A 26425-nucleotide genomic window follows, 5' to 3' on the forward strand; every position below is an offset into this window, starting at 1 on the left:
AGCCTCGCTACCTGAACGGAATCTGACCCGATCCGATAGGAGCCGTTCAGCGTTTTTCGAGGACGACTTCCATCTTGCGGAAACCATGGACGAAGTTGGCGCGCACGCGCTTCACCTCGCCCGCCACACGCGCGCGCATCTTGCGCTCGTGCATTTCCTCCAGCAGCACGCGCAGTTGCAGTTCGGCCAGACGCGCACCGACGCAGCGGTGGATGCCGTGGCCGAACGCGAGATGGCGGCGCGCATTGGGGCGGTCGACAATCAGCTTGTCCGGGTTCTCGAACACCGTCTCGTCGCGGTTGGCCGAAAGGTACCACATCACGACCTTGTCGCCGGCCTTGATCTGCTGGCCGAACAGCTCGTTGTCCGCCGTGCACGTGCGGCGCATGTGCGCCAGCGGCGTCACGAAGCGCAGGCATTCCTGCACCGCGTTCGGAATGAGCGAGGGATCGCCTTCCAGCAGCGCGCGCTGATCCGGAAACTGGTCGAGCGCATGCACGATGCCCGACATCGTGTTGCGCGTGGTGTCGTTGCCGCCGACGATCAGCAGCACGAGATTGCCCATGAACTCCTGCGGGCTCATCTTCGACATAGCGGGCGAGTGGATCATCATCGAGATGAGGTCCGGGCTCGGCGCCTTGCCCATCCGCTCCATCCACAGGCGGCTGAAATAGTGCGCCATTTCCTGGAGAAGGCCGAAGCGCGTATCGGCAAGGTCCTGCGCCAGCGTCAACTCGACATCGCCCGCCCAGTCCGACCAGAAGGTCAGGAGGCGGCGGTCCTGCCACGGGAAGCCGAACAGGATCGCGAGCATGCCGGTGGTCAGCTCGATCGAAACCTTGTCGACCCAGTCGAATTTCTCGCCCCACGGCAGGCTGTCGAGCACTTCGCCGGTGCGGTGGCGGATTTCCGCTTCCATCCGCGCGATCTCGGCAGGGGTGAAGGCAGGTGCGACGGTGCGCCGCTGGCCGGTGTGTTCGGGGCGGTCCATCGCAATGAACATCGGCAGCTGGCGCTCGGCAAGCTTGGCCGGGTCAATATCCTCCGGCGGATCACCGATCGTGATGCCGCCATGCTCCCACGAAGAGGAGAACAGCTCAGGCAGCGATTCGACGTGCTGGATCGCCTTGTGGGTCACGATGTTCCAATAGTCGCCGTAAGGCGTGCCGGTCACCTTGTTGATCGGCGCCTCGCGCCGCATTTCAGCGAAGATCGGGCCCCAGCGGTCCTCGACGTAGATGTCCGAACGGCTGACGTCCCACTTGTGGGTGTGGTGCGGCCGCGCCTGCGGATTGGCGGCCAGCCATTCCTCGAACGCTTCGTTGGCGGTTGGTGAGGTGCGATAGGTGAACGGCGCTTCGGGGGCGAGCTGGGTGGCCATGGCAATCCTTCCGGGTGCGGGCAGCTCCGGGCGGCCGCCCTTGTCACTCGGTGGATACTATCCTTGCAACCTACATGGCTGTCAATAAGCTTTAGGCAGCCTTGGTTGATCTCCGCAACCAGCCCCCCACCCGGCTCTTGCGCCCGCGCGCCGGGCCCGACTTCATGACTGTCCGGCGGAACAGCTGTGCACCCACGCGGATGATCACGCCGACCCACACCGCCTGCCAGACCAGCGCGATAACATGCGGCCAGAGCACCGGCGATTGCGCCGCCTGCGCCAGCATCGCGAAGGGCGAGCTGACCGGGAAGACAAGGCTCGCAACCTCGATCCACGTGCCCGGCCGCGCCAGCGCATAGCTCGCAAAGAAGAACACCATGAGCTGCATCATCGTGACCGGCATGGAAAGCGTCTGCACTTCGCGCACCGTGGTCGCCATGCCGCCGATCGAAAGGAACAGCGATCCGAGCAGCAGGTAGGCCATCGCGAAATAGAGGAAGCCGAGCACGCAGAACAGCGGCCAGCCGACAGCCGGTGTCGCCAGCAGCGGGATCGACTTCATGCCCGCCAGCATCAGCATGCCATAGACCGAGCCCCACACCGCGATGCCGACAAGGCTGACCGCGAGCATGGCGAAGAGCTTGCCGAGGAACAGCGCATCCATCGGGATCGAAGCGGCCAGCACTTCGATGATCTTGTTGGCCTTTTCCTCGACGAGGTTGGAGAGCACCATGCCCGCCAGCAGCATCGTCAGCAGGAACAGCAGCACCTGCCCGGCCTGCGCCGTCACCGCGAGATCGACATGCTGCTTGGCGGCAGTCGTCGCGATCTTGTCTTCCTTCACTTCAGGGAACGTCCGCGGCCCCGGCGCACCGGCCTCTGCCGCAATCAGCGCGATCTGTCCGCGCCATTGGTCGACCCGTTCCGAGCTGCCGGTCAGCACCGGCTTGTCGAGCGTGCCCGTCACCACGGCGGCGAGTTGCGGGGCACCCTTCACGCCCTTGCTGGCAAGCACAGTGCGGGCGTCAAACGCCTCGCCCGGCTCCAGCCGCGCCAGCACAGTGTATTCCGGCACAAAGCCCGACATCTTCGGCGCAAGGCTGCCGCGCGCCGCAACCATCGCGTCCCCCTGATGCGCGGGCATGGCGATGCCGATCACCGGATTGTCGATGTCACGCGAAACCTGCGAGCCGACCGCCGCCGCCATCGCGCCGATGAACACCGGAAACAGCGGGCCGATGAGGAAGAAGATGAAGGTCTTGGAGAAGATCACCGCGCTGAAATCGCGGCGCATGATCACCCACGCGGCGGCAAAATGATTGCGAAGCATCAGCGGCGGCCCTTCTTCTGATTGGCTTTCTCGGCCTCTTCCTGTGCCGATTCCTCCAGCGCGCGGGCCGCAGCTTCGCCCGCAATCGAAACGAACGCATCATGAAGGCCGGGGCGCTCGATCGAGAGCGAGAGAATGCCGGCATCGCCTTCGATCAGCGCGCGCAGCAGCGGCTCGACCCCACTTTCGGGCAGGGTGAAGAACCAGAAGCGGCCTTCGTGGCGCGCATCGGCGGGGATGGCGGCCCGCCACGGCCCGTCCTGCGCGCGGGTTTCGAGGCGGACTTGCGGGCGCAGGCGATCGCGCGCCGCGTCGACTGGACCCGCGAACGGCACCTTGCCGCCGGCGATGATGGCGATCTGGTCGCACAAGCGCTCGGCATGGGCGATGACGTGGGTGGAGAAAATCACTGTCGTCCCGCGTTCGGCCAGGCTGCGGATCATCCGCTCAAGCTTGCCCTGGTTGAGCGCGTCGAGGCCGGAAAACGGCTCGTCGAACACCACGAGATCGGGATTGTGCACCAAGGTGCCGAGCAACTGGACCTGCTGCGCCATGCCCTTGGAAAGCTGGCGGATCTGCCGGTCCGCCGCATAGCCGAGGCCGTGCTGCTCGAGCAGTTCCTGCCCGCGGCGGCGCCCTTCCTTGAGCGGGACCCCGCGCAGTGCGGCGAGGAAAGCGATGGCCTCGACCGCCTTCATCGCCGGATAGAGCCCGCGCTCTTCGGGCAGATAGCCGATGCGGCGCGCGACTTCGGTCGGGCGTTCGTGGCCCAGCACGCGGCGATAGCCCGAATCGGGATCGATGATGCCGAGCAGCATGCGCAAGGTCGTCGTCTTGCCCGCGCCGTTGGGCCCGAGAATGCCGTAGATCGCGCCGCGCGGCACGGAAATGTCGACGCCATCGACGGCGGTAAAGCCGTCGAAGCGCTTCACGAGGCCGCGCGCCTCGATTGCCAGATCGGCAGATGGAGCGTTGTCCAGCACGGGCGTCCCGGTAAAGGAGGCAAAGGGTTCGATCTTCATGCGATCTGCCGTTAACCGTAAGGCATGAACGAGGGGGGCAGCAAGTTTGGTTAACGGCGCGGAAACCACTCTCGTCTCGCGCATCAAGGACGAAGCCTCCAAGCTGGGTTTCGCCGCCTGCGGGATCGCCCCCGCCGCTGACAATCCGCTGCGCGCCGAACGGCTGGAGCAGTGGCTGGCGGAGGGGAACCACGGCTCTATGGAGTGGATGGAGACCCGCTTCGATCACCGCAAGGGTCCGCAATCGCTCTGGCCCGCAGCGCAGAGCGTGATCGCGCTGGGGATGAGCTATGCCCCCGCCGCTGATCCGCTCGCGCTGGCGGCTGCAAAAGACCGCGCGCGCATTTCGGTCTATGCGCAAGGCGCCGACTATCACGATGTGGTGAAGCGCGCGCTGAAGGCCCTCGCGAGGTGGATCGTGAGCGAAGTGCCCGGCAGCGAAGTCAAAGTCTTCGTCGATACCGCCCCGGTTATGGAAAAGCCGCTGGGCGAAGCGGCGGGGATCGGCTGGCAGGGCAAGCACACCAATCTCGTCAGCCGCAGCCATGGCTCATGGCTGTTCCTCGGCGCGATCTACACCACGCTCCCGCTGGATCCCGACGCGCCACATGCGGACCGCTGCGGCAGCTGCACAGCTTGCCAGACGGCCTGCCCGACCGGGGCCTTCCCGGCGCCCTATCGCCTCGATGCGCGGCGCTGCATTTCCTACCTCACCATCGAGCACAAGGGGCAGATCCCGCACGAGTTTCGCGCCGCGCTGGGCAACCGGATCTATGGCTGCGACGATTGCCTGGCGGTCTGCCCGTGGAACAGTTTTGCTGGCACGGCTGCGACGAACAAAGCGTTCCTTCCCCGCGCCGAACTCGCCGCACCGCGCCTTGCCGAACTGCTCACGCTGGACGACGCGGCCTTCCGTGCGTTGTTCGCAGGTTCGCCCATCAAGCGCATCGGGCGCGACCGGTTTGTGCGCAACTGCCTCTATGCTGCGGGCAACGGCAGCGATCCCAAATTGATGGCCCCGGTGCAGCGCCTGCTCACCGATCCGGATCCAGCCGTGGCCGATGCCGCGAGCTGGGCCTTGGACCGCCTCGCAGGGGCTATGCCAGTTCCTTGAGCGGGGTGCCCGCGTCGGCCAGCTTCTCGGGTGCGATCACCGCGCCGGTCTCCACCAGCTTGCGGCCCTGCACATAGTCCTTGACCATGTTGACGCAGTCGAGCGCCACGACCTTGCCCGCTTTCAGATAGATCACCGAGAAGCTGCGCGTAGCCGGATCACCGCGCGTGACGACCGCATCGTGACCGGTCGAAAGGCCGACCGTCTGGAGCTTGAGATCATACTGGTTCGACCAGAACCACGGTACGGCGTGGTAAGCGGCCTCCACCCCGCAGATCGTCTTGGCGGCGACGGTTGCCATGTCGTTGGCGTTCTGAACCGACTCCAGCCGGATGACCGCACCATCAGCAAAGGCGTTGGCATGCGCGGCGCAATCGCCGATCGCGAAGACATCAGGCAGCGACGTGCGGCACTGGCCATCGACCATCACACCGTTCGCTCCTTCGGCGCCCGCCGCGCGCAGCGGTTCGACGCAAGGGATGATGCCGATGCCGACGATCACGAGATCAGCCGGGAGCACCGTGCCATCGGCGAGCTTCACGCCGGTCACCTTGCCACCCTCACCCACCAGACAATCGACCGCGACGCCGGTGCGCAGGTCCACGCCATGCGCGCGGTGGTCGGCCTCGTAGAACGCGGAAAGCGCCTCGCCCGCAACGCGCGCCAGCACGCGCGGCAGGGCCTCGAGCAGGGTCACGTGGCAATCGAGCTTGGTCAGCACCGCCGCTGCTTCCAGCCCGATATAGCCGCCGCCGATCACCACGGCGCGCTTCGCCCCGGCATCGAGCTCGCCCATCAGCCGGTCGACATCCTCCCGCGTGCGGACCGCGTGGACACCCACCAGATCGGCTCCCGCGCAGGTCAACTTGCGCGGGTCGCCGCCCGCTGCCCAGATCAGGTGGCCATACTGGAGAGTGCGTCCATCGCTCAGGGTTGCGACATGCGCCGCCGCATCGATCGCGGTGACTTCGGTGCCGAGCAGCATCGTCACCGCCTTGTCCGCCCAGAACGCTTCCGGACGGATCATGATGCGGTCGAACGTCTTGTCGCGCGCAAGGTATTCCTTCGAGAGCGGCGGGCGCTCGTATGGCAGCTCCGGCTCGCGCCCCACCACCATGACCGTGCCGGCAAACCCGTTCTGCCGCAGCGCGATCGCCGCCTGCGCGCCGCCATGGCCCGCGCCGACAATCACCACATCCGCCGAAAGGTCCGTCCCGCTCATATCCACTCTCCTTGTGTGAGCGCGGATTTGGCGAAAAGTCGCGGCGCGTCAACTATGCCGGTGATTATGTCCGGCGCGGCAAAGCCTCCTAGCGAGCCAGCAAGGTCCTCGCCTGGCTTGCCAGCTGCGCCAGCATGGCGGGAGCAACCCCGCCAGCACCCTGCGCCCGGCCCGTCAACGCGCGGAAATTGCGCACCGGAGCGGCCTGCGCCTCCAGCCACTGCGCGACTGCAGCCGCCGGATCCTGCCCGGCGGCACGGGCGAGGAAATCGAGCCGCATCTGCTGGAAATCGCGCGCGAGGCCGGCCACCAGCAGCCGCTCCCATGGATCGGAGGGGCTCATGCGGCTGGCCGCCTGCTGCGCCCAGTCGAGTCCGAGCGCCGTGCCCAGTGTGGCGAACGCCGTCGTCAGCGCAGAAGGATCGATCCCGCGCACCGCCGCAAGGTGCGCCAGCCCGATGGCCCCGTCCATGTCGACGAGGTGTGCGATGCGCTCTGCCACATGAGTGGGGACGCCCGCATCGGTCAGTTCGGCAAGCATGCGCCGCGCCTGCACCTTGGCCTCGCCCTGCAGCAGTTCGCCGGTTGCGGCCGAAAGCTGCGAGACACCCGGCGACAGTTCGGCGATCAGCTTGCCCGGCTCGAACGTCCCGCGCCCGGCGCGCAGAACATCGGCGATGTGGCCGCGCAACACTTCGGCAACGCGGGCATAGAGCGAGAGCCGCACCTGTTCCGGCATCAAGTCACCATCCGGCCCGTCGAGCAGGGTCCAGATACCCCTGAGATCGAGCAGCCGCGCCGCCGCAACGAAGGCCGCCGCCACTTGCGCGAGACTGACGCCTTCCTCCTCCACCAGCTCGAAGGGATGCACCGGCCCGAGATCGTTGACGATCCGGTTGGCCAGCTTGGTCGCGATCAGTTCGCGGCGCAGGCGGTGGGTGCGGATATCCTCGGCAAAGGTCTCGCGCATCTGCGGCGGGAAGGCGGCGAAAAGATCGGCCTCCAGCACCGGATCATCGACCACCGGGCTTTCCTCCAGTGCACGCTGCAGCACCAGCTTGGCGCTGGAGAGCAGCACCGCGAGTTCGGGCCGGGTAAAGCCGTGGCCCGCTGCTGCACGGCGCAGCATATCCTCGCTGCTGGCGAGCCCCTCGGTCTTGCGATCAAGGTCGCCATTCTCCTCGAGCACATCGACCAGCCGCGCATAGGCTGGCGCCGCACCAGCCCCACCGCGTTCGGCAATGGACAGCGCGAGGGCCTGCAGGCGGTTGTCTTCCAGCACGAGCGCCGCAACATCGTCGGTCATCGCGGTCAGCAGCGCGACGCGGCCATCCTCGTCGAGCCGCCCGGCACGCTTGGCCGAAGCGAGCGCGATCTTGATGTTGACTTCGTTGTCCGAACAATCGACGCCCGCCGAGTTGTCGATGAAGTCGGTGTTGATCCGCCCGCCGCGGCCGCCATTTCGTCCTGGGGCGCCAACCAGCGAATACTCGATGCGGCCGGCCTGCGTGGTGCCGAGATTGGCGCCTTCCCCGATCACCCGCGCGCGCACGTCCTCCCCATTGATGCGCAGGGCATCGTTGGCGGGATCGCCCACGGCGACGTTGTTTTCGCTCGAGGCCTTCACATAGGTCCCGATGCCGCCGAACCAGAGCAGGTCGACCGGCGCCTTGAGAATCGCGGTGATCAGCGCTTCGGGCTCAAGCTCGGCGTCCTCGACGCCCAGCAGCGTGCGCACTTCGTCCGTCAGCTGGATCTGCTTCATCGAGCGGGGGAACACGCCGCCGCCCGGCGAGATCAGCGCCTTGTCGTAGTCATCCCAGCTCGACCGCGGCAGTGCGAAAAGTCGCGCGCGTTCTGCCCAGCTCGCCGCCGGATCGGGCGTGGGATCAAGGAAAACATGCCGGTGATCGAAGGCCGCGACGACCTTGAGCGCCTTCGACAGCAGCATGCCATTGCCGAACACGTCGCCCGACATGTCGCCACAGCCCGCCACGGTGATCGGCTGCGTCTGCACATCAACGCCGAGCTCGCGGAAATGCCGCTGCACCGAAAGCCAGGCGCCCTTGGCGGTGATGCCCATGGCCTTGTGGTCATAGCCCTTGGAGCCGCCGCTGGCGAAAGCATCATCCAGCCAGAAGCCCTTGTCCTCGGCGATCGCATTCGCGATGTCCGAAAACGTCGCGGTGCCCTTGTCAGCCGCCACGACGAAATAGGGATCCTCGCCATCGCGGATCACCACGTCTCCCGGATGGACCACTTCACCGCCGACGATGTTGTCCGTCACCGAAAGCAGCGTGCGGATGAACACCTGATAGCTTGCGCGGCCCTCGGCGAGCCAGGCTTCGCGCGCGCGGACCGGGTCGGGGAGCTGCTTGGGATAGAAGCCGCCCTTCGCGCCCGTCGGCACGATCACCGCGTTCTTCACGCGCTGCGCCTTCATCAGGCCTAGCACTTCGGTGCGGAAGTCGTCGCGCCGGTCGGACCAGCGCAGGCCGCCACGCGCGACTGGGCCGGCGCGCAGATGGATGCCCTCGACGCGCGGCGAGTAAACGAAGATCTCGCGCCATGGCACCGGCTTGGGCAGGCCGGGGACGAGCGCGGAATCGATCTTGAACGCCAGCGCTTCGGCCGCAGCAGGCGAAAACGCATTGGTCCGCAGAATTGCTTCGGCCAGGGCGCGGAACTGGCGCAGCAGGCGGTCATCGTTGATCGCGGCCACTCCGGCGAGCCCTGTGCGGATCTGCTCGGCAAAGCGGGCTTCGGCCGCGGCGCGGTCTTCCTCGAACGCCGGATCATGGCGGGCAAGGAACAGGCCGATCAGCCCGCGCGTCACCTTGGGGGCGCTGCGCAGTGCTTCGACCGCTGTCGCGATCGAGAACGTCATCCCGGCCTGCCGCAAGTAGCGATACCACGCCCGCATCCAGTTGGCGCCGCGCGCGGTAAGCCCTGCCGTCACGATCAGGCGGTTGAACAGGTCATCCTCGGCCCCGCCATTGAGCACGGCGGCCAGCGACTCCTCGATGGCCTCCTTGCGCGCGAGCAGTCCTTCGCCCTCGATCCCTTCGGGCAGCGCGACAAGGAAATCATGGATGAAGCCCAGTCGGCCCTTGGCGAGTGCGGTCGGGACTTCCTCCAGTACGCGGAAGCCGAAGTTCTCCAGCACCGGCACCGCGTCCGACAACACGATCGCGCCTTCGCGCTGATAGAGTTTCAGGCGCAGGCCTTCCTCGCCCGGCAGGCGGTGGAGCCGCACCGCGCGGCGCGGGGCATCGGTCTGCGTCAACGCGCGCAGCACACGGATATCGTCGGCTGCTTCGGCCGGGCCATAGGCGCTGCGATAGCCGATGGGGAACGCCTCGGCATAGCGCGCGGCGATGGCGGCGGCGCGCGCCGGGTCTTCACCCTTGGCCAGCTCGGCTTCGACTGCGGCGCCCCAGCCGCGCACCATCGTCTGCAGCGCCATGTCGAGCGCGGCTTCATCGGGCAGCGCCGCGCCATCGCGGATATCGATGACGAAGCGCATCAGCGCCAGCGTCCCGCCCTCGACCGAAAGGCTCCAGTCGAGGATAGGCGCGTCGGTCGCGGCCTCGAGCATGGCCTGCACGCGGTGGCGCAGCTCAGTCGACTGCACATCGCGCGGCAACCAGACAAACGCGAACAGGTGGCGCGCAAGCGGCGCGGCGACGAGCGCGAGGCGAGGGCGCGGCCGGTCGATCAAAGTCATCATCGTCGTCGCGACCCGTTCGAGGTCGGCTTCGTCAAAGCTGATCAGGATATCGTGCGGCAGAGCGGTGAGCGCATGGGCAAGCGCCTTGCCGGCATGACCGTTGGGCGCAAAGCCGAACTTGTCCATCAGCGCTTCAAGCTGGCTGCGCATGCGCGGAATGCGGTCCGGCGTCGCGGCCAGCGCGGCGCTGGTCCACACGCCCGCATGGACCGAAAGCGCCACAACCTTGCCGCCTTCCATCACCGGCGCGATGAACAGATCGAGTGGCACGCGGCGGTGAACACGCGCAATGCGGTTCGCCTTGACGATAAGCGGGCTGCGCGGCGCATCGGCCCCGCGCTCGCCCAGCCGGTCGAACCACTTGAACGCACGGTCGTAGCTCGCCTTGGCCAGCAGCGGCGCATCGCTCGCACGGCAGATACCAAGCGCCTCCGCATGCGAACCATCCCGGTGCTGAACGACATGGCCGAGCTGGGTGAGCATGCCATCGGCCAGCCAGCGCAGTAGCGCGGCGCCCTCCTGATCGGGGAGCGTGCGGGCATCCTCCTGCATCGCCGCCTGCATGCGCGGCCAGTCAGCAACCGCGGCGTGAACATCCGCCAGCGTGGCGCGCAGCGCGGCCAGCAATTCGCGCCGTTCGCGCGCATCGACGCGCTCGGTTTCCAGATAGACCATGGACTCGCGGCGTTCGCCCACGGCATCACCCTCGGGCAGGCCTAACAGCTTGCCTTCAGGATCGCGCCGGACCGCCACAACAGGGTGCACCAGCCGGTCGATGGCCAGACCCTGCGCCGAAATCGTCGCTGCGATGGAATCGACCAGGAACGGCATGTCGTCGTTGATCACCGCGATGCGCAGATAGCGCGCGCCGCCGCCCGCCCCGGACTGGCCGCCGATGCTCTCGATGGCGATGGCCGGCTCTGCGCCACAACGCATGGCGGCCGCCTTCAACGTGAAGCTTGCCGCCCCTGCCAGCCGCTCCGCATCGAATTCCGCTGCTTCCGCGGGCAGCAACGAGTTCGCAAAACGCGTGGCCAGAGTCTGGGACAGCGCCTGCGACAGAATCGCATCGGCGCCGGTGTCGGCGGTCTTCGTAGCCATGGTCGCTCCTGCTTCCCGGCGCGATCACCCCGCAGGTTTTGCCCTGTCAGCGGCGCGCCTTCTTGTCGTCATGGGTGCGTAATTTTATGTCACACCCATGAACTAATCATGCGAAGCCTACTCCGGCATCGGCGCAGAGGCAAGCGGGAGGAGCCTTAGGAATTCGGCGTCATTGGCTATTATGCCGGAACGGCCAAGTCGGTCTTGAGCGCATCCATCGTCAACGCGAGGCTGCGGTGGCGCAGCGCCGGATCGAAAGTCGAGCCCGAAACAATCAGCTCGTCCGCTCCGGTCCGCGCGCGGAAAGCCGTCAGCCGCTCGCGCACCGTCTTCACGCTGCCGATGGCGCTGACCTGCCGCATATGATCGAGCATCGCGAGCGAGGAGGGATGCAGGCTGTCGCGGTAGCCCGGCACCGGCGGCGGCAGCTTGCCTGGCGATCCGGTGCGCAGTCGCACGAAAGACTGGTCCATCGAGGAAGCAAGCAGCACGGCCTCCTCGTCGGTCTCCGCTGCGATCACGTTGATGGCGGCCATGACGTAGGGCTTTTCAAGCCGCTCCGAAGGCTGGAACCGCTCGCGGTAAAGCGTGAGCGCCGCGTCGAGCTGGTCGGGCGCAAAGTGCGAGGCGAAGGCATAGGGCAGGCCCAGCATTGCCGCGAGTTGCGCGCCGAACAGGCTGGAGCCGAGGATCCACATCTCCGGCTTGGCCCCGAGCCCCGGCGTCGCCTGCAGGGGCAGACGCGGATCGCCGGCAAAATGCAGCTGCAGCTCGACAACGTCATTGGGGAAGCTCTCGGCCGCCTGGTGGATGTCCTTGTGCAGCGCGCGCAGGATGCGCTGATCGGCCCCCGGCGCGCGGCCGAGCCCGAGGTCGATCCGCCCCGGAAACAGCGCGTCGAGCGCGCCGAACTGTTCGGCGATCACCAGCGGGTTGTGGTTTGGCAGCATGATCCCGCCCGCACCGAGCCGGATGCGCGAAGTGGCATTGCCGATATGCGCCAGCACGACCGAGACGGCAGCGCCGGCGATGCCTTCCATGCCGTGATGCTCGGCCACCCAGAAGCGGTTGTAGCCGAGGTCCTCCGCCGTCTTCGCCAGCGCTGCCGCTTCGGCCAGCGCCTCGCTCACTGTCCCGCCCTCGCGCACGGGGACGAGGTCGAGGACGGACAGCTTGAGGTTTTCGAGGCTCATCGCGGCGGCTCCGGTGGCGCGGCAGCGGCTGCTGCCGGTGCGGATGATGTGGGAGCTGGTCCGATCTGGTCAAGATATCCTTTGGCCGTCGCCGCTTCCGCGCTGTCCGGCGCGAGTGCCAGGACCGATTCCCACGATTTGCGCGCGGCATCCTCGCGGCCCGAAAGCATGGCGATCACGCCCGCCTCGAGGCCAATAGGCGGACCGAGTGGATCGCCTCGCGCGGCAAGGCTGGCCGCGACTTCGATATCACGCTGCGCCCGCTCCAGATCCTTGCCCCGCCGCGCCAGCGTGGCAGAGAGCAACCAGCCTTCGGGATCGTTCGGCGCGAGCCGGTGCGCGTCCTGCAGGGCACCGCTCGCTTCGGGCAGGCGCCCCAGCGCAACCAACGCGCGCGCCCGGCCGATCTGCGCTGCGCCGCGCACCGCGTTGTCGTCCGCGCTGGACGCGCTGGATGGAAGCGGAGCAAGCGCCTTGTCAAACCAACCCAGCGCGGTTTCAGCGCGCCCGCCAGCCAGCGCGGCATTCCCGGCCATCGTCTGCAACGCCGCTGCGGCAGCTTGTTTGTCGGCGGGCACCTGCCCCGCGCTTTCGACAAAGGCCGCTTCCGCCCCAGCGGAATCGCCCTGCTGCAAAAGCAGTTGGCCCAGACACTGCGCGGCAGCGCCATGCGCCGTATCCGGTGTCGCCGCCTTGGCCGCTTCGGCAAGCCATGCGCGGGCAGCGGCGACGCCTGCGGCCAGATCCTTCTCGCCCACTTTGAGGCACAGCGTATACCGCGTCGGCCGCGGTGCGGTCTCGACCGGCGCAGCTGGAATGCCCGTCTGCGTCGCTTGCGGTGTCTCGCCCGGCTTCGGCGGCGGTACTTCGGTCACGCGCTTGCGGCGCGGGATCGGCAGCGGCGAGGGTTCGTATTGCCGGGGATTGGGGCCGATCTGGTGCCAGACGTCCAGGGCAAGGGGCGTTTGCGCGGCAACCAGAGCGGAAAGCAGGAACAGCATCAGGGATCCTTCAGGCCCCGCCCAGCGCATCCAGCGCGGCGAGGAGCACGGCGATATCCGACGGGCGGGACAGGCGGTGGTCCGCATCCTTGATCAGCTGCACCTGCACATCGGCTGAACGCAGCGCGGCCGCAAGCCGGATGGAGATGTCCCACGGCACGTCCGGATCGGCCTGCCCGTGGATCAGCCGCACCGGGCCATCGAAGGCGATACCCTTGGCCAGCACCCGGCATTTCTGGCCGGCAGCCCAGAATTTCGCATAAGTCGGGGTCGGCTCCGGCCCGTAGATGTTGTCCTCGTAGACCGTCTCGCCCCGCGCAAACACGGCCTTCTGCTCGTCGGTGAAGCCCCATTCGCTGAAATCCGGCGCCGGCGCGAGGCCGACCAGCGCCGCCACCCGGTTCCCCAGCACTTCGGCCAGCAGCAGCATCAGCCAGCCGCCCATGCTCGAGCCGCAAAGCACCACGCGCTCGATTCCGAGCCCGTCCAGCAGCAGGGTCACCTCGTCGCGCCATAGCGGCAGAGTCTTTTCGGCGAACACGCCTTCGCTCTGCCCAAGCCCGCTATAGTCCAGCAGCAGGCAGGCCCTTTCGCGCCGCTCGGCATGCGCCATCAAGGCTTGCGCCTTGCCGCCGCTCATGTCGGACATGTAGCCGGGAAGGAACACGAGTGCAGGGCCCTGGCCCGGCAGGTAGCGATAGGCCATCCGTTCGCCGGAAGGCATGGTCATGTACTGGGTCATGCCGCGCTTGTGCCACCTCGGCGCGCCAAGGCCAACGCATTCGGCGCTGCTCATTCCCAAAACCGGCCTTCCGCATGGCGGTAGTTTCTGCCAAAGCGCCCGGAACACCAGCGAGAGTTACCATGTCCGAAATGTTCAAGATCACCCTGCCCGATGGTTCCGTGCGTGAAGTCGCGCCCGGCACGACCCCGGCAGACATTGCCGCCGCGATCGGCCCGGGCCTTGCCAAGGCCGCGATCGGCGCGCGTGTGGATGGTGAGCTTTTCGACATTACCCGCCCCTTCGAAGGCGATGCCGCGCTCGCGCTCGTCACTGCGCGCGACGAGGCCGATGCGCTCGAGCTCGTGCGCCACGACTATGCCCACGTGCTGGCCGAGGCGGTGCAGGCGCTGTTCCCCGGCACGCAGATCACTTTCGGCCCCGCGACCGACGACGGCTTCTATTACGACTTCGCGCCGAAGGACCGGCCCTTCACCGAGGAGGACCTTCCGGCAATTGAGGACGCGATGCGCAAGATCATCGCTGCGGACAAGCCGCTCCGCCGCGAGGTCTGGAGCCGCGAGCAGCTGATCAGCCGCTGGAAGCAGCAGGGTGAGACGTTCAAGGCCGAGTGGGCCGCTGAACTCCCCGAGAACGAGGAACTGACGGTCTACTGGTCCGGCGATGACTGGCTCGACATGTGCCGCGGGCCGCATCTTGCCTCCACCGGCAAGCTTGATCCGCAGGCCTTCAAGCTCACGCGCGTCTCGGGCGCCTACTGGCGTGGGGACCAGTCGAAGGCGATGCTCAGCCGCGTCTACGGCACCGGCTGGCTGAACAAGAAGCAGCTCGATGCGCACCTCACGCGGCTGGAAGAAGCGGCCAAGCGCGATCACCGCAAGCTGGGGCAGGAAATGGACCTGTTCCACCTCCAGCAGGAAGCCCATGGCTCGGTGTTCTGGCACCCCAAGGGTTACCGCATCTGGCGCGAGCTCGAGGCCTATATGCGCCGCGCCATTGACGGCGCGGGCTACAAGGAAGTCAAGACCCCGCAGGTGATGGACGCGCGCCAGTGGGAGCAGTCCGGCCACTGGGGCAAGTACCGCGAGAACATGTTCGTCATTCCCGACGAAGTGCCGAACACCAAGGACGAAGGCCCGATCGTTTCGGACGACGCCGAGTGGATGGCGTTGAAGCCGATGAACTGCCCGGCCCACGTGCTGATCTTCCGGCAGGGCCTCAAGTCCTACCGCGAACTCCCCTTGCGCCTCTACGAAAACGGCTGCTGCCACCGCAACGAGCCGCACGGCGCGCTCCACGGGCTGATGCGCGTGCGCCAGTTCACGCAGGACGACGCGCATATCTTCTGCCGCGAGGACCAGATCGTCTCCGAAGTGCGCGCCTTCTGCGAACTGGCGGACCGCATCTACAAGGACTTCGGCTTCACTTATTCGATCAAGCTGGCGCTGCGCCCCGAGAAGCGCTTCGGCACCGAGGAGATGTGGGACAAGGCCGAGCACGAACTGCGCAATGCGGTGATCGAGGCCGGTCTCGCCACGCCGGAATATGGCTGGGAAGAGCTCCCCGGCGAAGGCGCGTTCTATGCGCCCAAGCTCGAATGGCATCTCACCGACGCCATTGGCCGCACCTGGCAGGTCGGCACGATCCAGTCGGACCGCGTGCTGCCCGAACGGCTCGATGCGGGCTATATCGGTGAGGATGGCGAGCGCCACCGTCCGGTCATGCTCCACCGCGCGATATTCGGTTCCTACGAACGCTTCATCGGCATCCTGATCGAGCATTTCGCGGGCCGCCTGCCCGCCTGGCTCGCGCCCGTGCAGGCCGTCGTCGCCACCATCGTCTCCGATGCGGACGACTATGCGCATGAAGCAACGGCCGCATTGCGCGCCGCCGGCATCCGCTGCGAGACCGACACGCGCAACGAGAAGATCAACTACAAGGTGCGCGAGCACTCTCTGCAGAAGGTCCCCTATCTGCTGGTGGTCGGCAAGCGCGAGGCGGAGGAAGGCACTGTCGCGATCCGCACGCTGGGCGAACAGCACCAGAAGGTGATGCCGCTGGCCGAGGCACTTGCGATGCTCAAGGCCGAAGCGACCCCGCCGGATCTGCGGAGCTGATCACGCTCGATCTGCCGCTGCTCTCGCTGGCTCTCTGTGCGCTGGCGGCGTTCGTTGCCGCCTTCGTACGGGGCCTTGCGGGCTTCGGCATGGCAATCCTGCTGGTGCCGCTGATCGCGCTGGTGATCCGCCCAGGCGAGGCGGTCGTTGTCTCGAACATGCTCGGCCTCCTCATCGGCCTCGTTGGCGCGCGCAAGGTGTGGAAGGCGGGCGAAAAAAGCGCGGGCGTGATCGGCGGGCTTGCCATGGTGATGACGCCGCCGGGTCTCCTCGCACTGTTCGCCACGCCGCCCGCCGTCGCGCGTGTGGTCATCGCCGCTGTCGCCATCGGTGCCTTCGTGATGGTGCTGCTCCCTGCCAAACCCGGCCATGCCCCGGGCCAGTTGGAAACCGGGCTGACTGGCGTCGCCTCGGGCCTGCTCACCGGATTCGCCGGCATGCCCGGCCCGCCGGTCGTGCCTTATTACCTGCGCCGCCCGATCCCGCGCGAAGTCGCCCGCGCCTCGATGCTCACCGTGTTCCTGCTGACCTCCACCGCCAGCACGGCTGCTGCCCTCGTCCTGCGGCTGGCGTCCTGGCGCGATGCGCTCTTCGCGCTGCTCCTGTTCGGGCCGGTCCTCCTCGGCAATCACCTCGGCTCGCTCGCCTTCGGGAAGGTTAGCGATACGTTGTGGCGCGGCTTCGTCGGCCTGCTGCTCGCGGTCTCGGCTCTCATGGCTGTCGTCCGCCTGCTCGGCTGATCTGCCTAAGGCGGGCCGTATCATGGGTAACGCCAAAGTAACCCTCGTCGGTCCATAGGTGCCACGACTGGACAACCGGACGGACTGCCGATGACGATCAATTTCCCCGAGCTTGCACGTCAGGCCGCGGCCGACGGCGCGATCACTCCCGAGGAAGTGCTGGCCCTGCGCCGCTCCGCGTGGCCCGATGGCCGGATCGACGAGACTGAAGCCGAAGCCATTCTCGCGATCAACGACATGGTCTCCGCCAAGAGTGCCGAATGGATCGACTTCCTCGTCGAAGCGGTCGGCGAATATGTCCTCAATGGCACCGAGCCGCGCGGCTATGTCGCCGATGAGACCGCCGACTGGCTGATCGCCAAGCTCGACAATGACGGGCGCCTCGATTCGGCAGGGGAACTTGAACTGCTCGTCCGCGTGCTCGAAAAGGCACTCGGCACCCCGGATCGCCTCAAGGACTACGCCCTCGCCCAGATCGAGCACTCGGTACTGACCGGCGAGGGCCCGACGCGCGACGGCGGCCACCTCAGCGCCGGATCGATCACCGCAGCCGAATGCAAGCTGCTGCGCCGCGTGATCTTCGCGAGCGGCGGCGACCGGCCTGCCGCCGTGAGCCAGCGCGAGGCCGAAATGCTGTTCCGCCTCAAGGATGCGACCCTCGGCGCCGATAACGCCGCCGAATGGCAGCGCCTGTTCGTGCAAGGCGTCGGCAACTACCTGCAAGGCTGGCAGGGCGCCAAGGGTCTCACCCGCGAGCGTGCCGCCGAGCTGGAAGCCTTCATGAACCATCCTTCGGGCGGCCTGAGCGGCTTCTTTCGCCGTATGGGCAGTGTCGCCGCCGGCGATCTGCGCTCTGCAGCCCGCGACCTGCTCACGAGCCCCTCCGCGCGCAACTTTACCAGAGAAGCCGTCGCTGATGCCGCTGTGACCGGAAGCGAACAGCAGTGGCTCGACACCCGCATCGGCAACGACGGCCAGATCGATCCGCTCGAACAGGCCCTGCTGGCGTTTCTCGCCGAAGGGTGAGACCGCTCTTCACGCGAAATTAGCCATTCTGGCTGCAAGAAGCGTTTACCCGACCAAGGCATAACGGTCCCATCGCAAGGGGACGTCTATGCACATTCCGGCCAGAATGCTGACGCACGAAGACGCAGTCGACAATCGCCGCGTCCGTCGCCAGCGCGCGGGTGAAAACCCCGCCGGGCGGGTGCAGCGCATCTTCGATATCTCGCGCTATGGCTGCCAGATCGAAAGCAATGACCTTGCCGACGGCGCCAGTGGCCAGTTTGTCGAGATCGATTTCGGCACGGTCGTTACCCGCGCCATCATCCGCTGGTCGGACCGTGCGCGGCTCGGCCTCGAGTTTGCCCGGCCCCTCGGTTCGCGTGAGGTCGATACATTGCTGGCTGAACCAGCACCGATCAAGTTGCGACGGCTCTAAGCCGCAGGCTTCACCGCCGCCGTCGGTTTGTACTTCGCGGCATCCGTCGTGAACTCGGCGTGCCCCAGGCTGCCGAGGTAGCCGCGCACTTTGCCCACCAGCCGCTGGTCGGCGAGGTGGCGCACCACCGGCGTCTTTGCGGCAACGCCATAAAGTCGCATCTGCCCCATCAGGCCTACCCCGACCGCCGTCGCGCGCAACTTGTCGATCGCGCGGATCTGCACGCCGAAGCGCGCCGCCGCCTTCTCGCTGCCATTGCAGAAGTTCTGCATGAAATAGACTTTGGCAAACGAACGTTCGAGCCGGGCGCGGACTTGTCCTTGCGGCGTCGAGGTGTCGATCAGATCGGCCTCAAGCGTCGCGCGCAAGAGGCCGCCGCACGTCGTCTCGTCAAACCCCGCCCGCAGCGTCAGCGCCCGCGCATTCCACATGTCGACGATCCCCTGCGGCGTCTCGGCCAGCAGGTCTTCCGGCAGACCGAGCAGGAAGCAGCGGTAGCGCGACAGCTCGATCTGCGCGCGCTCTTCCGGCGTAAAGTCGCTGCGGCCTTCCTTCAGCACCTTGGAAGAAATGAGAAAGTCCGAAATCAGCCCCGCCGGCATCTGGTCCACTTGCGGGATCGGAATGCCGTAGACCTGCTGGTCCCATTTGCCGCCCGAAAGCACGTTGAAGCGCACCATCGAGTGCATCAGCCGCACCATCGCCGCCGCCTTGAACCCTGGCCCGAACCGCGCCAGCGCGCCGGGCAATACCGAAGTGCCGAAGAATGTCGCGGTCTCCTTGATCCGCCGCGCGGCGGTCTTGTTGGAGAGCGTGCCCGTCAGCGCCATCGGCAGTGCGGCGTACTTGTTCATGAACGTCGCGACGAAGGCGCCCCGAATGGCCCACGGCGCGACATTGGCAAAACTCACCCGGTGCAGCCTTGCACCTTCCTCAACTTTCGCCATGTCGACCCATGCAGGCGTCGCTTCCATCGCGCGGATGAAGGTGACGAGCTCGGCAGGCGCGCCTTCCACTTTGTCGACGCCCTTGTCGCAGGCTTCGACCAGCAGATCGACCAGCCGCCGGAAACCATATTCCGGCATGAACGCGGCATAGGGATCAGCCACAGCATCGCCCATCAGGGTATAGGCAGCCATGCGCTCCATCAGCTCGGTGTTCTCGAGCAGCTTGGCCGCAACCTTGGGATACGAGCGGAGCTCGCTGCCGGCGATGTCACCATCCAATAGCAGGCGCTCGGGCTGAATGCTGAAATCGACCGCGCCATACATCGCCGGATTGTCCGTGCGCTGCGCGGCAATCCGCTGGCGCAGCTCGGCAATGGGTGTGGGCACGCGGGGCCTAAACCGTGAAGCTTTCCCCGCAGCCGCAGGAGCCCTTGGCATTGGGGTTCTGGAACACGAAACCGGCGGTGAAATCATCCTCCTGCCAGTCCATCGTGCTGCCGATGAGGTAGAGCACCGAGGCCCCGTCGATGAAGAAGGTGCCGCCCGGCGTCTCGATCCGCTCGTCCATCGGATTGGCCTGCGCCACATAGTCGACCGAATAGGCCAGACCCGAACAGCCCCGGCGCGGGGTGGAGAGCTTGACCCCGATCATGCCCTCCGGCGCGCTTGCCATCAGCTTCGCCACACGCGCCTCGGCGGAGGGCGTGAGGATGACCGCTGCGGGTCGGGGGCGGGCCTTGGGGCGGGTGGTCGTGTCGGTGGTCATGATTTCACCTAGATAGGTACGGTTCAGAGCATACCAAGTTCGAGCTTGGCGTCATCGCTCATCTTGTGCGGGTCCCACGGTGGATCCCACACGAGATTCACTTCGGCATCGCGCACGCCGGGCACCGCCTCGACGCGCAGTTCCACCTCCGCGGGCATCGACTCGGCCACCGGGCAATGCGGCGTCGTCAGCGTCATCGTCACCATGACCGAACCTTCGTCGCTCACATCGACGCCATAAATCAGGCCAAGGTCGTAGATATTGACCGGGATTTCCGGATCGAAGATCTCGCGCAGCGCGGCGACCACACCTTCGTAGATCTCGCCGCCCGGCTCGCCCGGCGCGGCATCGGCCGGCTTTTCGGCCAGAAAGCCCTCCAGATAGTCGCGCTTGCGCTCCAGCTTTTCGGCGGGCGTCTCCACAGCCTCTTCCACACGCGCGCGGCGCGGCGGTTCGACGCCTTCGACTTCCTCGATCTCGATCCGGCTCATCCGAATATCCTTATCGTCCGTTCGATCCCGCGCACGAGCGCGGCAATATCGCTTTCATCGCTGTAAATGCCGAAGCTGGCGCGCGCGGTGGCTGGCACCCCGAGATGCTCCATCAGCGGCTGCGCGCAGTGGTGGCCCGCGCGGATCGCCACGTTCTCCTCATCGAGGATCGTGCCGAGATCATGCGGGTGGACGCCTTCCAGCGCGAAGCTGACGATCCCCGCGCTGTCTTCCGGGCCGAACAGGCGCACCGAATTGTTCCGCCCGAGCGCCTCGCGCGCCATGCGCACAAGCTTCGCTTCATGGGCATGGATGGCATCAAGGCCGTGGCCGGTGAGAAAGTCCGCCGCCGCGCCGAAGGCAATCGCCTCGACAATCGCCGGGGTACCGGCCTCGAAGCGCTGCGGGGCCGGAGCCCAGGTCGTTTCGGCAAAGGTCACGCGGTCGATCATCGAGCCGCCGCCCTGCCACGGCGGCATCGCATCGAGCAGGTCCTTCTTCGCCCACAGCGCGCCGATCCCGGTCGGCCCATAGAGCTTGTGCGCTGAAAAGACGTAGAAATCGCAGCCGAGCGCCGTCACATCCATCGGGAGTCGCGCAGCAGCCTGGCAGCCATCGAGCAGGATTTTGGCACCGACACGGTGTGCGAGAGCGACCGCACGCGGTGCATCGAGCACCGAGCCCAGTACGTTCGAGACATGCGCAAAAGCCACCAGCTTGTGTGCCGGGGTCAGCATCCGCTCCGCCGCATCGAGGTCGATCCGGCCATCCTCGGTCAGCGGACAGACGTCGATCTCAAGGCCGGTGCGCTCGCGGATCAGCTGCCACGGCACGATGTTCGAATGGTGCTCCAGCTGCGAAAGCAGCACGCGGTCGCCGGGCCGGAGGTTGGAAACGCCCCATGTCTGCGCGACGAGGTTGATCGCCTCGGTCGCCCCGCGGGTGAACACCAGCTCATCCTCGCGCCCGCCAATGAGCGCCGCCACGGTCCGCCGTGCGGCTTCATAGGCCAGCGTCATTTCAGCCGAGCGGGTGTAGACCCCCCGATGCACCGTCGCATAGTCCGCGCCCATCGCGCGGGTCATCGCATCGATCACGCTTTGCGGCTTCTGCGCCGTCGCAGCCGTATCAAGATAGTGCCAGCGCTTGCCTTCAGCGTTGAGCAGGCCGGGCCACTCGGCGGCGCGCGTGAGGGTTTCGGTGCTCACAGCAAGCCCTCCAGCGCCGCCAGCGCAGCTTCGGTCAACGCTTCACCTTCCGGCGCGCCTACAAAGGCCTCGGCGATGAACGCATGGAGCATCAGCTTCTTCGCTTCCGACGGCGGCAGGCCGCGCGATTGCAGGTAGAACAGGCCCATCGGATCGAGCTCACCCACCGCACAGCCATGCGCGCACTTCACGTCGTCGGCGTAGATTTCGAGTTCGGGCCGCGCATTGGCCGTCGCCGTGCGCTCCAGCAGCATGGCGCGGATCGACTGCTCGCCGTCCGTGCCGATCGCCCCGCGCGCGACATGGACCTTGCCGAGGTACGTGCCGGTTGCATGGCCGCCCAGCACCGAGCGCACGACCTGCCGGCTCACCGCATCAGGCGCCATGTGGCGCACTTCGGTCACGATCTCGAGCGTCTGCACCCCGCCGCCCAGCTGCGCGGCGCCGAAGTGGAACGACGCGCCCTTGCCCAGCGTTGCGGTCACGGCAATGCGGCCATAGGCCTGCCCGGCATTGAGCACGCGCAGATCGAAGCTCGCGCCCTCTTCCAGCATGATCACGATGTCGCGCGCTTCAGCCGCTTCGGCATTTGCGGTGATCGCCAGCGCCCCGCTCTCGCCAGCGGCGACATGGATTTCCTCCACCGCGACCGGCCACAGCGGCTCCAGTGCAGCGAGATCGGCATAGCGATAGGCCTCGTGGGCCCGCGTCGGCAAAGCAAGACTAGCCACGGGTCACCTCGCAGCGCACCATCGGGATCGGGCTTTCCGCAACTTTGGCGCCATTGCGCTCCAGCACGTGGAGCACCAGCATGCGCGCATCCGGGCTCAGCACATAGTCCGCCGTCAGTGCCACGCCGAAATCGTCGTCACCCTCACGCACCAGGATATGCCGACTGCCGAGCGTCTCGACCGCCTTGACCACGCCCCAGTAGTCGCCTTCGGTGTTCATCGTGGCGGTCACGATGCGCCGTGCGTACTTGTCGCCGCAGGCCGCCGCAGAGGGCGCCCACTCGCCGAGGAATTCGGCGGGCATGGCGGCCGCAGGCGGGGTAGCGGGCGCCGGGTCCGCTGCCATGGCAAGGGCGAGCAGCAGGCTCATGCCGCCACGGCCTCGTATCCCTGTTCTTCCAGCTGCAGCGCGAGTTCCGGCCCGCCCGACTTGACGATGCGGCCACCAGCCAGCACGTGGACGAAATCCGGCTTCACGTAATCGAGCAGGCGCTGGTAGTGCGTGATGAGCAGCACGGCCTTGTCGGACTTGCGCATGATCGCGTTGATCCCCTCGCCGACGATGCGCAGCGCATCGATGTCGAGGCCGGAGTCGGTCTCGTCGAGAATCGCCAGTTTCGGGTTCAGGATGCCCATCTGCACCATCTCGGCGCGCTTCTTCTCGCCGCCCGAGAAGCCGACGTTTACCGGGCGCTTGAGCATGTCCATATCGAACCGCAGCAGCCCCGCCTGCTCCTTGGCGAGCTTGATGAAGGCCGCGCCCGAAAGCGGCTCCTCTCCGTGCCCCTTGCGCTGGGCATTGAGCGCCTCGCGCAGGAATTGCAGATTGGAAACGCCGGGGATCTCGACCGGATACTGGAAACCGAGGAACAGCCCCGCCGCCGCGCGCTCATGCGGTTCGAGCGCTAGCAGGTCCTGCCCATCGAAGTCGACGCTGCCGCCGGTCACTTCATAGCCCGGACGGCCACCCAGCGTGTAGCCCAGCGTGGACTTGCCCGCGCCGTTCGGCCCCATGATCGCGTGGATTTCGCCCGCGTTGATCTGGAGCGAGAGGCCCTTGAGGATGGGCTTGTCGGCCACGGTGGCCTGCAGATTGTCGATCGTGAGCATCAGTATTCCCGGGGACGGCGCGACGCGGGGCGGCGCGCGCCGGATCTGGTGGAGGCGGACCGCTTGGCGCGGCGTTCGGTGTGGAGCGCGCGCATTGCATCGGAAACGCGCTGCGCGGCGGCATCGGGATCGGCGAGCACATCGGCGGCCGCGATGCGCTCGACGCGGTAGCCCACTTCGCCAAGGCTCTTGTCGCGCGCGGCGGTGAACGCCGCATCGGCATCGCCGTCGATTTCGACCACCAGCATCAGCTGCTTGCACGCGAAATCGACGATGGCCGAACCGATCACCGCCTGACGCTTGAAGCTGTAGCCGCCAGTCTCCACGCGGGTCAGCGCCTCGGCCAGCGCTTCCTGCGCGGGGCTGGGGTTGCGCCGCATCTCGCGCGCCCTCTCGTGCAGGGCGTCGAGCCGCGATTCCGAAATCGCCCAGCCGTGCCCCTTCTTTTGCAGGGTCGGCGCATCGGCCTCGCCAAAACGCAGCGAAAGCTTGCGCTTTGCTGGGGCCGCCAGAGCAAACCGCTTGTGCACGCGGTCAACCGGAGTGCCATCCTTGAGCGGCACACGCTCGGTCACGCCATGATCGACAAAGCCCTGCTTGGTGTAGAACGCAAGACCGCCGGTATTGTCGCCCCGGATCGTCGCGTTGATCGCGCTGAGGCCGAGTTCGGCGGCGCGCTTGGAGGTCTCGGCAAACAGCGCCGAACCGATCCCGCGCTGCGTCCCGCCCACCAGCGCGAACGTGCCGATATCGCCGACATCCTCCGGAAGTCCCGGATAGCGCCCCAGCGTCTGAAACCCGAGCAGCGTGCCGTCCTCATCCTCTGCTACGAAGCAGCAGTGGACGTTGGGCCCCGTCAAATAGGCCGCATCGAGCGCTTCCGGCGTGTAGGGATCCTGCAGCGCCGTCGTCCCGCCCGCCGCGATAACCGCGTTGAGCAGGTCGGCCAGCGCGGGCGCATCCGCCGACGTCACCGGGCGCACGGCAAGGGTGATCGCATCGCTCACCCAACCGAACCTTCCAGCGAAATACCGAGCAGCTTCTGCGCCTCGACCGCGAACTCCATCGGCAACTGCTGCAGAACTTCGCGCGCGAAGCCGTTCACGATCAGCGCGATGGCGTCCTCCTGCGCGAGGCCGCGCTGCATCGCGTAGAACAGCTGGTCGTCCGAAATCTTGCTCGTGGTCGCCTCGTGCTCGATCGTCGCCGAGGGGTTGCGCACCTCGATATAGGGCACCGTATGCGCGCCGCAGTCCGCGCCGAGCAGCAGCGAATCGCACTGGGTGAAGTTGCGCACGCCCTCGGCCTGCGGGGCGACGCGCACGAGGCCGCGGTAGGTGTTGTTCGAGTGGCCCGCGCTGATCCCCTTGCTGACGATGGTCGAGCGGGTGTTCTTCCCGTTGTGGATCATCTTGGTGCCGGTATCAGCCTGCTGGTGGTTGTTGGTGACCGCGACGGAGTAGAACTCGCCCACCGACTCCTCGCCGTTGAGCACGCAGCTGGGGTACTTCCACGTGATCGCGGAGCCGGTCTCGACCTGCGTCCACGAAACCTTGCTGCGCGCGCCCTGGCACAGCGCGCGCTTGGTCACGAAGTTGTAGATGCCGCCCTTCCCTTCGGCGTCACCGGGATACCAGTTCTGCACGGTGGAATACTTGATCTCGGCATCGTCGAGCGCGACGAGTTCGACCACCGCGGCGTGCAGCTGGTTCTCGTCGCGCTGCGGCGCGGTGCAGCCTTCGAGGTAGGAGACATAGGCCCCCTTGTCGGCCACGATCAGCGTGCGCTCGAACTGCCCGGTATTCTCCGCATTGATGCGGAAATAGGTGGAAAGCTCCATCGGGCAGCGCACGCCCTCAGGGATATAGACGAAGGTGCCATCCGAAAAGACTGCGCAATTGAGAGCCGCAAAGTAGTTGTCGTGCATCGGCACGACCTTGCCCAGCCAGCGCTTCACCAGCTCGGGATATTCGCGGATCGCCTCGCTGATCGAGCGGAAGATGACCCCCGCCTGCTCCAGCTCCTTGCGGAACGTCGTCGCCACCGACACGCTGTCGAACACCGCATCGACCGCGACCTTGCGCGCGCCTTCGACGCCCGCGAGCACCTTCTGCTCCTCGAGCGGAATGCCGAGCTTCTCGTAGATGCGCAGGATCTCGGGATCGACTTCGTCAAGGCTGCCGAGCTTGGGCTTGGCCTTGGGCGCGGCCCAGTAATAGGCTTCCTGATAGTCGATCGGGGGAATGTTGAGCTTGGCCCATTCGGGCGTCGGCATGGTCAGCCAGTGACGATAGGCCTTGAGCCGCCACTCGAGCATCCACTCCGGCTCGTCCTTCTTGGCCGAAATGAAACGGACGGTGTCTTCGGACAGACCCTTGGGGCCATATTCCTGCTCGATGTCCGACGACCAGCCGTGCTCGTAGTCAGCGACTCGCGCCGCGGCCTCGCGCGCGGCCTGGTCTTTGATCTCGATATCTTCGCTCATGCTGAAATCCCTGAAGCCACCGGGCTTGCCAGCTGCGTCAGCGGCACACCGGCGAGCGCCCCGCGCAGCGCGGCATCGACCTGCGGCCAATGCGGGCGCACGGTGCAATCGGCTTCCAGGGTGCAATCGTGACGGCCATGCACGCTGCAGGGCGCCATCGCGATCGGGCCTTCGACCGCTTCGACTATGTCGGCCAGCGAAATTGCCGCCGCCGGACGCGCCAGCTTGAGCCCGCCGCCCAACCCGCGCGCGGACTTGAGCAAGCCCGCCGCCGACAGCTTGCTGACCAGCTTCTGAACCGTCGGCACCGGCAGCCCGGTCTCATCCGCCAGCTGCTGCGCCGAAACGCGCGCCCCACCCGCAGCGTGGCGCCCACAATGGCGGGCAGCGGCGGTCATCGTCACCACGGCATAGTCGGCCATGCTTGAAAGTCGCATTGCGGCACTGTCCCGGAAAGGCGCCCGATCCAAAATCGGACTAATCTGTTCCGGTTATCTAGGCGAAGGGCGCGTGCTGCGCAAGCGGTGCACCATGCCCAAAAATGCCCGTTCTG

The 26425-nt window shown here is 66.7% G+C and carries 23 protein-coding genes; 5 read left to right on the forward strand and 18 right to left on the reverse strand.

The window, feature by feature from the left end; genetic code table 11:
- Positions 1 to 46 precede the first annotated feature (46 nt).
- The 3 genes from NDB2M1_RS20870 to NDB2M1_RS20880 all read right to left on the reverse strand — a co-directional run bounded on the left by NDB2M1_RS20870 (position 47) and on the right by NDB2M1_RS20880 (position 3733).
- Positions 47 to 1381: a cytochrome P450 gene (locus NDB2M1_RS20870; RefSeq protein ID WP_072384616.1), complete on the reverse strand. Its 1335-nt coding sequence runs from the start codon at positions 1379 to 1381 to the stop codon at positions 47 to 49.
- Positions 1382 to 1472: 91 nt separating this feature from the next.
- Positions 1473 to 2711 carry an ABC transporter permease gene (locus tag NDB2M1_RS20875; protein WP_072384617.1) on the reverse strand — a complete coding sequence of 413 codons (1239 nt, stop codon included), beginning with the start codon at positions 2709 to 2711 and terminating at the stop codon, positions 1473 to 1475.
- Positions 2711 to 3733, reverse strand: coding sequence for an ABC transporter ATP-binding protein (locus NDB2M1_RS20880; RefSeq protein WP_072384618.1), 1023 nt, complete (start codon positions 3731 to 3733; stop codon positions 2711 to 2713). The genes NDB2M1_RS20875 and NDB2M1_RS20880 overlap by 1 nt, the downstream gene beginning before the upstream one ends.
- A 46-nt stretch (positions 3734 to 3779) precedes the next feature.
- On the opposite strand from NDB2M1_RS20880, the gene queG reads away from it, so the two are divergent.
- Complete coding sequence (queG, locus tag NDB2M1_RS20885; RefSeq protein WP_072384619.1) at positions 3780 to 4847, forward strand: tRNA epoxyqueuosine(34) reductase QueG; 1068 nt, start codon at positions 3780 to 3782, stop codon at positions 4845 to 4847.
- Here the strand turns inward: queG and NDB2M1_RS20890 are convergent.
- The 5 genes from NDB2M1_RS20890 to NDB2M1_RS20910 all read right to left on the reverse strand — a co-directional run bounded on the left by NDB2M1_RS20890 (position 4831) and on the right by NDB2M1_RS20910 (position 13890).
- A complete protein-coding gene (locus tag NDB2M1_RS20890; RefSeq protein ID WP_072384620.1) occupies positions 4831 to 6069 on the reverse strand; it encodes an NAD(P)/FAD-dependent oxidoreductase in 1239 nt (412 codons plus the stop codon). The genes queG and NDB2M1_RS20890 overlap by 17 nt on opposite strands.
- An 88-nt stretch (positions 6070 to 6157) precedes the next feature.
- Positions 6158 to 10900, reverse strand: coding sequence for an NAD-glutamate dehydrogenase (locus tag NDB2M1_RS20895; RefSeq protein WP_072384621.1), 4743 nt, complete (start codon positions 10898 to 10900; stop codon positions 6158 to 6160).
- A 179-nt stretch (positions 10901 to 11079) separates the two neighbouring features.
- The gene (locus NDB2M1_RS20900) at positions 11080 to 12093 is read right to left on the reverse strand and encodes an LLM class flavin-dependent oxidoreductase (RefSeq protein ID WP_072384622.1); all 1014 of its coding nucleotides are present in this window, start codon (positions 12091 to 12093) and stop codon (positions 11080 to 11082) included.
- Entirely contained in the window at positions 12090 to 13094 is a 1005-nt protein-coding gene (locus tag NDB2M1_RS20905) for a tetratricopeptide repeat protein (protein WP_143146861.1), read from the reverse strand. The genes NDB2M1_RS20900 and NDB2M1_RS20905 overlap by 4 nt, the downstream gene beginning before the upstream one ends.
- A 10-nt stretch (positions 13095 to 13104) precedes the next feature.
- Positions 13105 to 13890 (reverse strand): alpha/beta fold hydrolase, encoded by a 786-nt coding sequence (locus NDB2M1_RS20910; protein WP_371328227.1) that lies wholly within the window; start codon positions 13888 to 13890, stop codon positions 13105 to 13107.
- Between the two features lie 68 nt (positions 13891 to 13958).
- Between NDB2M1_RS20910 and thrS the strand changes: the two genes are divergently transcribed.
- The 4 genes from thrS (at position 13959) to NDB2M1_RS20930 (ending at position 18134) form a co-directional block, all read left to right on the forward strand.
- Entirely contained in the window at positions 13959 to 15953 is a 1995-nt protein-coding gene (gene thrS / locus NDB2M1_RS20915; RefSeq protein WP_072384623.1) for a threonine--tRNA ligase, read from the forward strand.
- Positions 15954 to 15994: 41 nt separating this feature from the next.
- On the forward strand, positions 15995 to 16693 hold the full coding sequence (locus NDB2M1_RS20920; RefSeq protein ID WP_082364544.1) for a sulfite exporter TauE/SafE family protein: 699 nt from the start codon (positions 15995 to 15997) through the stop codon (positions 16691 to 16693).
- Between the two features lie 90 nt (positions 16694 to 16783).
- A complete protein-coding gene (locus tag NDB2M1_RS20925; protein WP_072384624.1) occupies positions 16784 to 17719 on the forward strand; it encodes a hypothetical protein in 936 nt (311 codons plus the stop codon).
- 106 nt (positions 17720 to 17825) lie between these two features.
- Positions 17826 to 18134: a PilZ domain-containing protein gene (locus tag NDB2M1_RS20930; protein ID WP_054121423.1), complete on the forward strand. Its 309-nt coding sequence runs from the start codon at positions 17826 to 17828 to the stop codon at positions 18132 to 18134.
- Here the strand turns inward: NDB2M1_RS20930 and NDB2M1_RS20935 are convergent.
- Genes NDB2M1_RS20935 through NDB2M1_RS20985 form a run of 10 tightly spaced genes read right to left on the reverse strand, consistent with a single transcriptional unit; the run spans position 18131 to position 26309 of the window.
- Positions 18131 to 19468 carry an oxygenase MpaB family protein gene (locus NDB2M1_RS20935; protein WP_072384625.1) on the reverse strand — a complete coding sequence of 446 codons (1338 nt, stop codon included), beginning with the start codon at positions 19466 to 19468 and terminating at the stop codon, positions 18131 to 18133. The genes NDB2M1_RS20930 and NDB2M1_RS20935 overlap by 4 nt on opposite strands.
- Positions 19469 to 19475: 7 nt before the next feature.
- Positions 19476 to 19847, reverse strand: a complete 372-nt coding sequence (locus tag NDB2M1_RS20940) for a HesB/IscA family protein (RefSeq protein ID WP_072384626.1) — start codon at positions 19845 to 19847, stop codon at positions 19476 to 19478.
- Between the two features lie 23 nt (positions 19848 to 19870).
- On the reverse strand, positions 19871 to 20338 hold the full coding sequence (locus NDB2M1_RS20945) for an SUF system Fe-S cluster assembly protein (protein ID WP_072384627.1): 468 nt from the start codon (positions 20336 to 20338) through the stop codon (positions 19871 to 19873).
- Complete coding sequence (locus tag NDB2M1_RS20950; RefSeq protein WP_072384628.1) at positions 20335 to 21546, reverse strand: cysteine desulfurase; 1212 nt, start codon at positions 21544 to 21546, stop codon at positions 20335 to 20337. The genes NDB2M1_RS20945 and NDB2M1_RS20950 overlap by 4 nt, the downstream gene beginning before the upstream one ends.
- A complete protein-coding gene (locus NDB2M1_RS20955; RefSeq protein ID WP_072384629.1) occupies positions 21543 to 22277 on the reverse strand; it encodes a SufD family Fe-S cluster assembly protein in 735 nt (244 codons plus the stop codon). Before NDB2M1_RS20955 ends, NDB2M1_RS20950 begins: the two co-directional genes overlap by 4 nt.
- Complete coding sequence (locus tag NDB2M1_RS20960; protein WP_072384630.1) at positions 22270 to 22647, reverse strand: hypothetical protein; 378 nt, start codon at positions 22645 to 22647, stop codon at positions 22270 to 22272. Before NDB2M1_RS20960 ends, NDB2M1_RS20955 begins: the two co-directional genes overlap by 8 nt.
- Entirely contained in the window at positions 22644 to 23387 is a 744-nt protein-coding gene (sufC, locus tag NDB2M1_RS20965; RefSeq protein ID WP_072384631.1) for a Fe-S cluster assembly ATPase SufC, read from the reverse strand. The genes NDB2M1_RS20960 and sufC overlap by 4 nt, the downstream gene beginning before the upstream one ends.
- Positions 23387 to 24394, reverse strand: coding sequence for a GNAT family N-acetyltransferase (locus NDB2M1_RS23260; RefSeq protein WP_253185981.1), 1008 nt, complete (start codon positions 24392 to 24394; stop codon positions 23387 to 23389). Before NDB2M1_RS23260 ends, sufC begins: the two co-directional genes overlap by 1 nt.
- Positions 24391 to 25872 (reverse strand): Fe-S cluster assembly protein SufB, encoded by a 1482-nt coding sequence (sufB, locus tag NDB2M1_RS20980; RefSeq protein ID WP_072384632.1) that lies wholly within the window; start codon positions 25870 to 25872, stop codon positions 24391 to 24393. The genes NDB2M1_RS23260 and sufB overlap by 4 nt, the downstream gene beginning before the upstream one ends.
- Positions 25869 to 26309 (reverse strand): RrF2 family transcriptional regulator, encoded by a 441-nt coding sequence (locus NDB2M1_RS20985; RefSeq protein WP_072384633.1) that lies wholly within the window; start codon positions 26307 to 26309, stop codon positions 25869 to 25871. Before NDB2M1_RS20985 ends, sufB begins: the two co-directional genes overlap by 4 nt.
- Between the last annotated feature and the right edge of the window lie 116 nt (positions 26310 to 26425).

The sequence above is a fragment of the Novosphingobium sp. NDB2Meth1 genome (assembly GCF_900117425.1).
Classification (GTDB): domain Bacteria; phylum Pseudomonadota; class Alphaproteobacteria; order Sphingomonadales; family Sphingomonadaceae; genus Novosphingobium.